Source organism: Zwartia panacis (genome assembly GCF_030410395.1).
In the GTDB taxonomy this organism is placed as follows: domain Bacteria; phylum Pseudomonadota; class Gammaproteobacteria; order Burkholderiales; family Burkholderiaceae_B; genus Zwartia; species Zwartia panacis.
In genome coordinates this window covers 1-12,666 of record NZ_JAUHHF010000014.1, presented here as the reverse complement: position 1 = coordinate 12,666, position 12,666 = coordinate 1, and the positions used below count along the sequence as shown (strand labels likewise).

General features: G+C 53.4%; 12 protein-coding genes. 7 read left to right on the top strand and 5 right to left on the bottom strand.

Annotated elements, in window-relative coordinates; all coding sequences use genetic code 11:
• Position 1: 1 nt before the first annotated feature.
• Positions 2-694: a nitroreductase gene (locus QWY30_RS14430; RefSeq protein WP_290242180.1), complete on the top strand. Its 693-nt coding sequence runs from the start codon at positions 2-4 to the stop codon at positions 692-694.
• Between the two features lie 26 nt (positions 695-720).
• Here QWY30_RS14430 and QWY30_RS14425 read toward each other — a convergent pair whose 3' ends face one another.
• Genes QWY30_RS14425 through QWY30_RS14410 form a run of 4 tightly spaced genes read right to left on the bottom strand, consistent with a single transcriptional unit; the run spans position 721 to position 4,409 of the window.
• Entirely contained in the window at positions 721-1,611 is an 891-nt protein-coding gene (locus QWY30_RS14425) for an isocitrate lyase/PEP mutase family protein (protein ID WP_290242178.1), read from the bottom strand.
• On the bottom strand, positions 1,608-2,120 hold the full coding sequence (locus tag QWY30_RS14420) for a LeuD/DmdB family oxidoreductase small subunit (RefSeq protein WP_290242176.1): 513 nt from the start codon (positions 2,118-2,120) through the stop codon (positions 1,608-1,610). The genes QWY30_RS14425 and QWY30_RS14420 overlap by 4 nt, the downstream gene beginning before the upstream one ends.
• Positions 2,117-3,400, bottom strand: coding sequence for a 3-isopropylmalate dehydratase large subunit (locus tag QWY30_RS14415; protein ID WP_290242175.1), 1,284 nt, complete (start codon positions 3,398-3,400; stop codon positions 2,117-2,119). Before QWY30_RS14415 ends, QWY30_RS14420 begins: the two co-directional genes overlap by 4 nt.
• Positions 3,401-3,416: 16 nt before the next feature.
• Positions 3,417-4,409: a Bug family tripartite tricarboxylate transporter substrate binding protein gene (locus QWY30_RS14410; RefSeq protein ID WP_290242171.1), complete on the bottom strand. Its 993-nt coding sequence runs from the start codon at positions 4,407-4,409 to the stop codon at positions 3,417-3,419.
• Positions 4,410-4,610: 201 nt separating this feature from the next.
• On the opposite strand from QWY30_RS14410, the gene QWY30_RS14405 reads away from it, so the two are divergent.
• From QWY30_RS14405 to QWY30_RS14390, 4 genes are read left to right on the top strand one after another with little or no spacing between them, the layout of a single operon-like run.
• A complete protein-coding gene (locus QWY30_RS14405; RefSeq protein WP_290242170.1) occupies positions 4,611-5,486 on the top strand; it encodes an HpcH/HpaI aldolase/citrate lyase family protein in 876 nt (291 codons plus the stop codon).
• 43 nt (positions 5,487-5,529) lie between these two features.
• Positions 5,530-6,492, top strand: coding sequence for a Bug family tripartite tricarboxylate transporter substrate binding protein (locus tag QWY30_RS14400; RefSeq protein ID WP_290242168.1), 963 nt, complete (start codon positions 5,530-5,532; stop codon positions 6,490-6,492).
• 5 nt (positions 6,493-6,497) lie between these two features.
• Entirely contained in the window at positions 6,498-7,718 is a 1,221-nt protein-coding gene (locus tag QWY30_RS14395) for a CaiB/BaiF CoA transferase family protein (RefSeq protein WP_290242167.1), read from the top strand.
• A gap of 10 nt (positions 7,719-7,728) precedes the next feature.
• Positions 7,729-8,628, top strand: a complete 900-nt coding sequence (locus tag QWY30_RS14390; RefSeq protein ID WP_290242165.1) for an amidohydrolase family protein — start codon at positions 7,729-7,731, stop codon at positions 8,626-8,628.
• A gap of 24 nt (positions 8,629-8,652) precedes the next feature.
• On the opposite strand, the gene QWY30_RS14385 is transcribed toward QWY30_RS14390, so the two are convergent.
• Positions 8,653-9,726, bottom strand: a complete 1,074-nt coding sequence (locus QWY30_RS14385; RefSeq protein WP_290242163.1) for a 3-deoxy-7-phosphoheptulonate synthase — start codon at positions 9,724-9,726, stop codon at positions 8,653-8,655.
• 120 nt (positions 9,727-9,846) lie between these two features.
• On the opposite strand from QWY30_RS14385, the gene dinB reads away from it, so the two are divergent.
• Together dinB and QWY30_RS14375 are read left to right on the top strand one after the other, a co-directional pair.
• A complete protein-coding gene (gene dinB / locus QWY30_RS14380) occupies positions 9,847-10,995 on the top strand; it encodes a DNA polymerase IV (RefSeq protein ID WP_290242161.1) in 1,149 nt (382 codons plus the stop codon).
• A 110-nt stretch (positions 10,996-11,105) separates the two neighbouring features.
• On the top strand, positions 11,106-12,515 hold the full coding sequence (locus tag QWY30_RS14375) for an amidase (protein WP_290242159.1): 1,410 nt from the start codon (positions 11,106-11,108) through the stop codon (positions 12,513-12,515).
• The last annotated feature ends 151 nt before the right edge of the window (positions 12,516-12,666 follow it).

Here is a 12,666-nt window from a genome sequence, read left to right as displayed (position 1 = left end):
CATGATTCAGAGCAACGAACAAAAAATCGTCGACCAAGCGATTACCTCACGTCACTCAATGCGGGCCTTTCTACCCACACCCGTCGCGCGGGAAGACATCGAACAAATGCTAGCAGTCGCGGCTCGCGCACCTTCCGGCTCGAATACTCAACCCTGGAAGGTATACGTGCTGACGGGAGAGATCAAAGACCGTGTCTCAAAAGAGATCCTCAAGGTCTATCAGGACCCCGCGCAGTTTGAGGCGCTCACCGAAGACTACAAATACTATCCCACCCAGTGGGATTCACCCTATATTGAGCGGCGACGCAAAGTCGGTCTGGATTTATACAAGTTACTGGGCCTGGGGCGCGAGGATAAAGCCGGCATGCATGCGCAACATGGGCGCAACTACACTTTCTTTGACGCACCCGTCGGCATGTTTTTCACCATTGATCGCACGATGAATACAGGCTCATGGCTTGACTTTGGATGTTTTCTCCAGAGCCTAATGATCGCCGCACGCGGTCGCGGACTCGATACGTGCGCGCAAGCTGCATTTAATCGATTTCACAATACCATTCGCGCTGCGACCGGTATTCCGCAAAGCGAGGTCTTGATGTGCGGCATGGCGCTTGGATACGCAGACATGTCAAAAATAGAAAACACACTCATTAGCGAACGCGAACCTGTGTCTGCATTCACCAAATTTCTTTAAATAATTGTTTCTGCACATGCATTCACTCAGTCGAAGCGCTTTTCCCAGGCTTCGACTTCGCTGAGCCCCAACGCCTCATTGTATTGAGCCGATGTAAACATGTTGGTCTCGTAACCAGCCATATTGCCAGCTTGACGCAAATGCGAAAGCGCAGCACTCATGGCGTGTCCAAAAACACCCCGCGCCATGGCTGGATATATTGCCAAATCCACGCCTGCTTGCTTGAGTTCAGATGACTGGAGGTTTCGCAGGTCTTTTGCGCTGTCGACGTTCACAACAACCGGTACCGACACGCCCGCTTTGATGGCCAGAATGTCTTTCAAAATGTCAGGATTGGACTTGAGTTCGACAAAAACAGCATCTGCGCCGGCCTGAGCGAATGCCTGCGTGCGCCGAATCGCTTCTTGCAAACCAAGCGCCCCTGCTGAGTCCGTGCGTGCGATCAATACGAAGTCCGGATCGGAACGGGCCGCACTGGCGGCTGCGATTTTGGCGACGGCCTCGTCAAAATCAATCACTGTCCGGTCGCCCGGCATTTGCGCGCAGCGTTTGGGTGAAACCTGGTCCTCCATATGAATGGCAGCCACACCAGCGGCCTCGAACTCCATGATCGTACGCCGGACATTGACAACATTGCCATACCCAGTATCCGCGTCACAAATCAAGGGGATATTGACACTTGCTGCCACGCGCCGGGCGTGGTCCGTCATCAAGGTCAGATCGACCAACCCGACGTCGGGCCGTCCGAGCAATGTCGCAGACACGCCGTTACCCGTCATGTAAACAGCTGTAAAACCTGCCTGTTCGACAAGTCGCGCGCCATACCCGTCATAGATGCCAGGTGCGCGTACAGCCTGCGAACCGAGTAACTGCTGGCGTAACGAACGACGCTTCTGGGATGCGGAAATCATGCTCATGCGAAATTCCAGTCTGGGTATTTTTGTAAAAACGGAATCAAGCCCCCCATTGAGAGAATCGCGAGAATCTCAGAGGGCAAAGGATGTGTTTTCTGGAGGATGCGACCTTCGCTGCTCAGCAAGCCTCGGGCTAAATCCAGCTCAAGCTTCTGCCCTTCGAGAATCGAGGAAGTATCGCATTCGAATACCGCTAATCCATTGTTAATGGCATTGCGAAAAAACTGTCGGCCAAAAGATTTGGCAACGATCGCGCGCACTTTCATTGCATGCATCACATGTGTGGCTTGCTCGCGCGACGAGTTGATGCCGAAATGCTCGCCAGCCACAAGAATCCCTCCCCCTTGGCTTGCGATACGTGAAGCAATGCCTGGCGCGAGCTGTTCATAAGCATGTTGGGCGACGTAAGCCACATCCTTGCCCGGCAAATATTTATTGGAGCAGTGAATGTCTGTATTGACGTCATCGCCGAGCAGAAACGCGGAACCTGAGAGGAGTAAAGTTTCGCTCATGCCGCCGACCTCCAAGTACCGCCTTCCACCAGCCGGGGATCCGTGATGTACCCTGTTAGCGCGGAGGCCGCAACAGTGGCGGCCGAACCGAGCCAGATATCAGCGTTTTTGTTGGTCAGGCGACCTTTAAAATTGCGATTGGCTGTCGAAATCACGGTATCACCATCGCCGGGAACCAGCCGGTTCGTGATCCCCACGCAGGTGCCACAGCCTGCTGACTCAAATGAGGCGCCGGCTGTTGTCAGAATTTCGATCAGCCCTTCTCTCAATGCCGCCAAATAAATCTGGCGCGAAGCTGGCGTCACAATCATACGCACGCCCGGGGCAAGTTTGCGTCCTTTCAAAATCGAAGCGGCCTGACGAATATCATCAAGGCGACCATTGGTACAAGTTCCGATGAGTGCAAACTGGATTTTCTGCTTCTCGATTTGGTCAACGCCTACGATATCGTCGACCTCGTGCTTGCGCGCCAGTTGCGGTGCAAGATTGGCGACATCGATCGTAAAACGCTCAGCGTAATGTGCATCAGCATCCGCGAAAGTAGGCAGAGGCGCGCGGGCTCCATGCGCTTCAAGCCAGGCGAATGTTTTTGCATCGGGTTCAAGAATCGCGGCTTTTGCGCCAAGCTCGGCAGCATGGTTGCACAACGTCATGCGATCATCGATCGCCATCGCACGAACAGCATCGCCAACATATTCGATCGCGTGATAGTTCAACCCCTCGGCACCGAATTTGCCCAGCATGGCGAGAGTGATGTCCTTGGCCCAAACACCCGGAGACAATTCACCTCTGAGATCAATCCGTACGGTCTGGGGCACCCTGAACCAGAGCTTGCTACTCATCATGACCGCGGAAACGTCCGTGCCCTCAATGCCAGTTCCAAAGGCGTTAAAGGCGCCATACGTCACCGAGTGCGTATCTGTTCCAACCACCAAATCGCCGCAAGTCAGGTGTCCGCCTTCAGGTAACACCTGATGACATATTCCATCACCGATATCGTAGAGACCCGTCCCTCGTTTTGCAGCGAACGTTCGCATCTGCGAATGAATATCGGCCGCTTCTTGATTCGGTGGCGGTGAGTAATGATCAAGAACAAGAGAGGTTTTTTTCGCGAACTGCAGAGGTTTGTCACCAAAACGATCAATCATTTTGATCGTATTCACTGCGCGAGTATCAGTCACCATCGCGTAATCTACTTCGGCGATCACAACCTCTCCAGCCTGAACGCGATCCCGGCCAGCGTGTCTGGCCAGAATTTTTTCAACAATTGTGGAGCCCAAGATGCTTCCTGAAAAATTAAAATTTAAGTGTACGAACCACTTTGCCCCAGGTGTCATACTCCTGAGTTACAAAGGCTCGCATTTCCTCGGTGGTTGAAGGATCCGGTTCCATGGCCTGGGCGCTTAGACGCGACAGGGTCGCAGGATCGCGAATCGCCTTGACGATTGCTTCATTCAGTTTTTGAACGATCGGGGCTGGTGTGCTGGCAGGTGCGATGAAACTGTACCAATTTGTCGCAAGGTAACCTGGAAAGCCCAGTTCCGCGATCGTCGGAACATCAGGCAAAGACTCGGCCCGCTTGGCGCCTGTGACCGCGAGCGCGCGGAGTTTACCGGCTTTAATCAGAGGGATGGCAGTGGGAGCGCTTGCGAAAATAGCTTGAATCTCACCGCCAAGCAAACCATTCATGGCAGGTCCACCGCCTTTGTAGTTGATATGCTGTGCGGTCGTGTCAGCGCGCTGTTTAAGCAGCTCGCCGGAAAGATGGCCCGCACTGCCAAAGCCGGAAGAACCATAAAACAGAGGTTTATCCGTACTTTTCGCCGCGACCAGATAATCGGCAAACGTCTTGATGTCTGAGTCCGCACGCACGACCAGCACATTTCCGAATGTCACACCATTGCCCAGCATCGCAAAATCTTTCAAGGTGTTGTAGGGTGTGCCGTTTGGCATGTGTGGATTGACGGCCAGTGAACCAATGTTCGCGAGACCGATCGTGTAACCATCCCCGGGCGCTTTCGCCACAAGATCAGCCGCAATGTTTCCGCCTGCGCCGGGCTTATTGTCCACGACAACCGTTTGCCCCAGAATTTCGCTGAGTTTGATGGCGATCGTTCTTGCAGCAGTGTCCGTCCCCCCTCCGGGCGCGAACCCGACGAGAAGTTTGATGGGTTTATTCGGGAAACCAGAAGCGGCGTTCGTTTGAGTTTGCGCGATACACGACATACCAGCACTCATGCCGATCACTAGGGCGCCTGTCAGTAATTTTTTTAGTCTGATTGCGAACATGGGAGGGTTCCTCAAAAAACATTGCCTGAAGAATACTACGGTGAGGCCAAGGGAATTTATACAAGTTCAACACCGGCGTATAGATGTTCGCGTGCTGCATTGCAACACTATTTCGGATGAACATGTAGAAGTCAGTCTTAGACTATTCTATAAGGGTTAGCAGACTAGCGACTTTCTCCAATCCCCAATCTTCGCCACCACATGAGAAGCAAACTTTTTGTACCCGGCTCGCGCCCCGAACTTTTTGATAAAGCCTTAGCCAGCGCGGCCGATGGCTTGTCCTTCGATCTCGAAGACGCTGTTGCCGAAACCAAGAAAGCCGAAGCGCGGGCGAGGCTGAGCGAATGGATGGATCTCGAAACCGTTCGCCTGAGTCAAAAAACGATCATCGTACGTATCAATGGCATGGACACACCGCATTTCGAACAGGATATTGCTCAGGTTGTTCGCTCCGGACTGAACATGATCAATCTTCCTAAACCAGAGAGTCCAGATGCGGTGAGACATACCGTGGCACTTGTGGAGCGTGCCGAACGCGCCAATGGCGTGAACCGCGACGGAAAAACCCCCGTCCAGATTTTATTAAATATCGAGACCACAAAAGCGTTACGAACCGCCTATGAACTCGCCAGTGCCCACCCTCGGGTGGCCGGATTACAGCTCGGGTTGGCTGACTTGTTCGAACCCATCAATATTTCACGCAAGGAAACCTTCGCGGTTAAATTCGCGATGATGCAACTCAAACTCGCTGCCGCAGAAGCAGGTGTGAATGCTTTTGATTCTGCCTTCGCAGATATCAAGAATACTGAGGGATTCATGGAGGAGGCTGCATTCGCTGCCAGACTCGGTTATGTTGGGAAAAGCTGCATTCATCCCAGCCAAGTTGCGATGGCAAACGAAGCCTTCCGCCCTTCGGACGAAGCGATCGCGCATGCTTTGCGTATTTTAGAGGCCGCTCGGGAGGCCGATGCGCAAGGAATCGGTGCGTATGTTGTCGACGGAAAAATGATCGATCCGCCCTTTTACAAAAGCGCGCTCAAGCTCGTTGAAAACGCAAAACGTCTCGGACTGATTTAACCCCCCTACTCTTCATTCATCATCTTTCAAGCGAACCTTACCGATGAAAAAACTATTCAAACTCCTCTGCCTGGCGACCTTGATCCCTGCAGCCGCAGTGGCGCAAACGAACTTTCCCACCAAGCCAATTACCCTGCTAGTTGGCAGTGCACCCGGCGGCTCTAATGATACCTTTGCCAGAACGATTGGCCGACATATGCAAGACGCGCTTGGGGTATCCGTCGTGGTTGAAAACAAACCGGCATCGGGAGGCGTGCTGGCAAACGCGCTCGTGGCCAAGGCGCCTGCCGATGGCTACACCCTCGTCGTGCTGTCTTCAACCTTCACCACGGGTGCGGCTGTCAGAGACAACCTACAGTACGACGCAGTCAAGAGCTTTGCTCCAGTGTCGATGCTTGCCCGAGGTCCTTTGCTCATCACTGTCGGAAACAACACGCCTTTCAAGACCTTGCCAGAACTCGTCAGTTACGCGCGAGCCAATCCCGGCAAGTTGAATTACGGCAGCTCGGGGGTCGGGAGTATTAATCAATTCGCAACAGAAATTTTGTCAGATGTCGCGAAAATAAAAATGACGCATGTCCCCTACAAAGGCATGGGTCCCGCAGTCAACGATCTGATGAGCGGACAAATTGACATGATCATCGCGAGTGCGCCCTCTCTGTTGACGCATGTCAACAATGACAAGATCAGAGGCTTGGCCGTGACGACCGCCAAACGCTCGGAAATCGCACCCAAGATACCTTCCCTGGATGAATATGGATATGGATCGGGTGCAGTCGATCTCTGGTGGGGCGTGCTTGCGCCGGCCGGAACGCCCGATGCTGTCGTACAAAAACTCAACACCACGATCAATAAAATCATCAACTCTGAGGAAATGAAGGCCTTCTTCCTGAAGCAAGGCGCAAGTCCCGTCTCCATGACCCCGGCTGAGTTTGGCGCCTACATTTCCAACGAATTGGCTCGCTGGAAAAAAGTCGCTGCGATGGCGAACATTCAAGCGGAATAATAAGTATGAATGATTTCACTGCAGATCAAACAACGCCAAGCACAGGGCCATCAAGCTTGCCTCTCAGAACCGGACCGCGAGGACCGCTCTCTGGTATTCGGGTCATCGACATGTCGGCCTACATTGCGGGACCCTATGGATGCTCGTTACTGGCTGACCAAGGTGCGGAGATCATCAAGATTGAACCACCGACCGGAGATAATTTACGCAAATATCCCTCCAGTCTGGCGACCGAAAGTCGGGCATTTCTGGGCGTCAACCGTAGCAAACTGGGCGCGGTGCTGGATATCAAACATCCGGAGGATCTCGATACACTGCTTTCGCTTATCGAAAGCGCGGATGTGTTGGTCCATAACTTCAGACCAACTGTCGCGCCGCGTATCGGCATTGGTTACGAGCAGTTAAGGGAGTTGAATCCTCGCTTGATTTACTGCGCAGTGAGTGGCTATGGCGAGTCAGGTCCGCTCAAAGACAAGGCGGGTTTCGATCAAGTCCTGCAGACCATGACAGGGATGGCCATGCTCCAGGGCAAAAAAGAAGGTCCCCCGGAAGTCCTGTACGGCTCGGTCGTCGATTTTTATGCCTCGGCGCTTGTCGCAGGTGCTGTTTCCTCGGCACTGTTTGAAAGGGAACGTTCTGGTCTGGGGCAGTTTGTTGGCGTATCGCTGCTGGATGCCGCCATGACGATGCAGTCGACTCGTCTGGTTTGGGCCGACAGCGAAGGTCGTGATGTCGGCCGAGATATGCGCTCGGGTGGTATCACCGGAATTCATCCCACTAAAGATGGCTATCTCTATATCTCCGCTAACACTCCGCATTTCTGGAATGCATTATGTGAAAAAACGGGGATGACCGAGCTTTTAGGTAATGAGCGCTATGACACCGTGCGCAAACGGGCGCAACATCACACTGAAATTGTGCCTGTTTTACACAGAGCACTCGCCGCTAAAACAGCGCTGGATTGGGAAGCTTTATTCGGCGAGGAAGTCCCCTGTGCTGCGGCGCGATCCATCGAAGACATGTTTGACCATCCCCAAGTCCTCAGCCAAGGCTTGATTGCCACCTATCAGCATCCGGTTGTGGGACAGTACAGGGCGCTGAAGCGTTCTGTGCGATTTACGCGCACGCCAGGCCCCGAGCCCTTTGCCGCTCCGACCCTCGGGCAACATACTGAACTCATCAAAACCGAGGCGCGCAGGATTCGTCAGAACAAGAAAAAATCTTAATGGTTACCGCATGATCACGACTCAGCAAAACAAGCAGGATATCGTCGTGCCCAATAGCAAGGGCACACAAGGTCCAGCCCTAAAGGTCCCAGAGAACACCTGTGACGCGCATCTGCACATTTATGACGATCGATTTCCACAGGCCGTGGATGCGGCATCCGCACTCGAGCGGGCCACAGTCAATGAATACCGGCTCCTGCAGCAAAGACTGGGAACGCGTCGCGCAATTATTGTGACGCCACGCAGTTATGGCTGCGACAATCGCGTGACCGTCGACGCTATTGCTCAGCTCGGCCTGGATCGGGCACGAGGCGTCGCGGTCCTGCGCAGTGACGCGTCAGATCAAACCATGGATCAATTGAACCGCGTGGGTATCAGAGGGCTGAGATTTTCACTCTACACACCCAAAAACGCCGCGGCAAGTTTTGAGATGGTTGAACCGCTCGCCAACCGCATACAGCGTCTGGGCTGGCATCTTCAATTGCACTGGACAGCCGATCAGTTTGTGGAGCACGCCGCCATGCTTGAACGGCTGCCCTGCCCGCTTGTGATTGACCACATGGGCAGACTCCCGCAGCCAGTTGGACTCAAACATCCAGCTGTAGCGGTGATCGAACGTTTACTGGAGACAGGAAAAACTTGGATCAAACTTTCTGGTGCCTATCTGGACAGCCAGCTTGGGGAGTCACATCACTTTAGCGATGTGGACGTAGTCGCCCGTCATTGGATCGCGAAAGCGCCCGACAGACTTGTCTGGGGAAGCGACTGGCCACATCCGACTGAAACACACAAGCCCGATGATGCCAACATGCTTGACCGTTTGAGTGTGTGGACAAACGATCAGGAAGTAATCAATCAGATACTGGTGCACAATCCCGCACGTTTGTACGGGTTTGAGCCATCGATCTGAATACGGGAGTAGAGCGAAACGCCCTCAACCCAGTACGGGTCTTAATCGACGCGCGGCATCTCGCAGCATTGCCTCGGTCGTTTCCCAATCGACGCAACCGTCAGTCACTGAACAGCCGTAAATCATTTTGCTTTGATCCGCCTGGATCGGCTGATTGCCAGCCACCAAATTCGACTCGATCATCACTCCCACAATCGAACGGTTGCCAGCCACGATTTGACTGACGACATCGGACATGACCAGAGGCTGTAGCTCCGGCTTCTTGTAACTGTTGGCATGTGAGCAATCCACCACAATATTGGGACGAATTTTGGCCTTCACCATTGCCTGTTCAGCGAGAGAAATCGAAACAGTGTCGTAATTAGGACGCCCATCACCTCCACGCAGCACGAGATGACCGTAAGGGTTGCCCGTACTGTGTACGATCGACACCTGACCCTCACCGCTGATACCCAGGAAACGGTGAGGTCTGGCGGCTGACAAAATGGCATTGACTGCAACCATCACATCGCCGTTTGTCGCATTTTTGAAACCCACCGGCGTCGACAAGCCTGAAGACATTTCCCTGTGTGTTTGTGACTCCGTGGTCCGGGCGCCAATCGCGCTCCATGCGACCAGATCGCCCAAATATTGAGGCGTAATGGGATCAAGCGCCTCAGAACCCGCCGGTAAACCAAGCTCATTGACCTCGAGCAAAAACTTGCGCGCCAGGGACATTCCCTCGTCAATACGAAAGGAATCGTCCATATGAGGGTCGTTGATGTAGCCCTTCCAACCAACGGTGGTGCGTGGCTTTTCAAAATATACCCGCATGACGATCAACAGGACATCGGACACCTCGTCGGACAAAGCTTTGAGCTTGCGGGCGTACTCCATACCGGCGACGGGATCGTGAATCGAGCAAGGTCCAACAACGACAAAGCGACGTTTATCTTCTCCGCGCAGGATGTTGTTGAGTGCGTCCCGTCCGGCCCTGATCGTCCGGGCGGCCTGTTGACTCAAGGGAAGCTGCTCGTGGAGCTCCTGTGGCGTGGGCATGGAAAGAAAAGCGGCAACGTGCAGATTTTCAGTCGAAGTGTCTGGGGATGCGGAATTCATGATGATCAGAGTGGCCAGGTAATGCGCACGTTTGGTGCGCGAGGTTCGTTTGTTCTAGTGTAAAACATCCGCCAAAGAGACTCCTCTCAAAAACGCGTGGGTTTCAAATACACTGAAAACATGACGCGCAGACGCCGAATCGCACACTTGGACATGGATGCATTTTTTGCATCGGTCGAATTACTGAGCTTTCCCGAACTCAAGGGAAAGCCGGTTGTCGTCGGCGGCCGAAGCACAGAACCACCCAAAATGGATGAATCGGGAGTCAGACACTACGCACGCTTGCGAGACTATGTGGGTCGGGGCGTCATCACCACATCGACCTACGAAGCCCGCGCACTGGGTGTATTTTCCGGTATGGGTCTCATGAAGTCTGCTGCCCTGGCACCGGACGCGATACTTTTACCCGCCAACTTCGAGGCCTACAGGCATTATTCCAGGCTGTTTAAAACAGCTGTCGCCACCATTGCACCGCAGATCGAAGATCGAGGAATAGACGAGATCTATATCGATCTTACTGATCTGGATCAAGATACTGATCGCTTGGCTTTAAGGATTAAACAGGCGGTTCGGGATGCCACCGGCCTGAGCTGTTCAATCGGCATCAGCCCGAACAAACTGCTGTCAAAGATTTGTTCAGACCTGGATAAGCCTGATGGTGTGACCATTCTGGATCATGCAGAGTTATCGACACGCATCTGGCCATTGCCTGCAAAGAAGATCAATGGGATCGGTCCAAAGGCGAATGAGAAACTCGCAGGTTTGGGCATTCATACCATTGGTGATCTTGCCTCTGCCGAACCGCAGATGCTGATCGCACACTTTGGGCGTGCCACAGGACATTGGCTGCATCAAGCCGCCCATGGGATCGATGAGCGACCTGTCGTGACTTCCTCGGAACCCAAGTCTCTGAGCAGGGAAACCACGTTTGAACGTGACCTGCATGTCTCGCAGGATCGCGCGCGACTCTCAAGCGTTTTTACTGAGCTCTGCAATAGACTGTCCGAAGACCTGTTGCGCAAAGGGTATGCAACCAAAACGATTGGCATCAAAGTCAAATATGCTGACTTTCAGGTGTTGACGCGCGACCTCACCTTGACTGCGCCTGTATATGAAGGCGGAGCGATCAGGCGGGCGGCAACCGAGTGCCTGCGTCGCATTCCCCTTGATCAAAAAATACGTCTCCTGGGCGTTCGGGCAGGCAGTCTGATGCCAATCGCCTCGATCGCTCAGGACACACAAAGCTATCAGCCTGACCTGCCCTTTTAAGGATCGCCCACATAGAGGAAATAAGCTGCGCCGAAGGTGATTTCGGCGTTATGCTAGATTTTGAGATTACCGATTTCCAGCCTATTTTTGACATTCCACAGGATCTTCTTATGAGTCAATTTGAGCATCTCGACCTCGTTAGCGCCGCAGATGGCATTACTAAGAAAAAATTCTCCTCAAAAGAATTAACCGAGTGGTCGCTCAATAGACTAGAAACCGTTGGTCGCCAATTCAACGCCGTTTTTCGGATTGATCATGACCTGGCCATCTCTCGCGCCAAAGCGCTTGATGCGCTTCAGGCAAGTGGACTGTCAATGGGCCCACTTCACGGGGTTCCTCTGGCGCATAAAGATCTCATCGAGGTTGCCGGCAAGGAAATGCATGTCGGTTCCAAGATTTTAAAAGGCAACATCGCCAAAAAGAATGCGTGGGTGATCGACGAACTTGATCGCGCCGGGCAAGTCAATCTCGGTGCCTTGCATATGGCTGAGTTTGCGATGAGCCCGACCGGATTTAATGGTCACTATGGTCATGGGCTCAACCCCTGGAATCCAGATTATCCCTGCGGGGGCTCCTCGAGTGGCTCAGGCATCGCCGTCGCGGCGCGACTCGTTTTCGGCTCTCTGGGCAGCGATACGGGCGGCTCCATTCGACAGCCCGCTTTCATGTGCGGTATCACAGGCATCAAACCCACCTCGAAACGTGTCAGCATCGACGGTGTATTCCCACTGTCCCACACGCTTGATTGTGTGGGACCTCTGGCTCAAACCGCGCGTGACTGTGCTCGCTTGCTCACGCACATCAGCCGACCCAATCCAGATGATCCCTGGTGCACGACCCATCCCAACGAAGACTACGAGCTTGCGCTCACGGGCGATCTGAAAGGTATGCGTATCGGCGTACCCCAGGATTTTTACCGCGAGAACCTTGATCCGGAAATGTCTTCCGCATTGGATGCCAGTCTGGAAGTATTGCGAGCAAGAGGGGCGGAACTTGTCGAGGTTAAGGTTCCAGACATGTTGCGTATTCATGAAATGACGGCGATCGTTCTGACGGCCGAGGCTGCTCAAGTTCATCGAAAGTGGTTTGAACAATGTCCACAAGACTATAGCGATCAAGTTCGCGCCAGAATCGAACCCGGCTTTAGCCAATCTGGTGTTGATTATGTTCAGGCGCTTAGAGCGAGAGATGCTTTCATCAAAGAGTATTTGGAAACAAGCCTGGGACATTGCGACGCCCTGCATGTCCCGGTAGCCCGCATGCATACACCTACGATTGCTGCAACGACTACCGGAGATCTCAGCACTGTGCTGCAATCCATCAGCCAGCTGACCTATACCAACCGCGCGGTGAATTATCTGGGCTTGCCCGCGATCAGTGTGCCCGCAGGCTTTTCAAGCCGCAAGATGCCCCTGGCTTTTCAATTGATTGGCAAACCATTTGCCGAGAGCACCATTTTAAAAATCGCGGACGCCTACCAGCGAGATACTGAATGGCACAAAGCGCGGCCCAACATCTAACTGCGATTGAACAAGACAAATTCTGGAGATGTAATGGACGCCTCCCTCCCTGCTGGGGAGTGAGGGGGACAGAAAAGCAGAGAGCCCTCGCTTTACCTAACGGCATCTAAGTGCCAAAGTGGAGTTTCTTAAACCAACCACAAACGGTAAT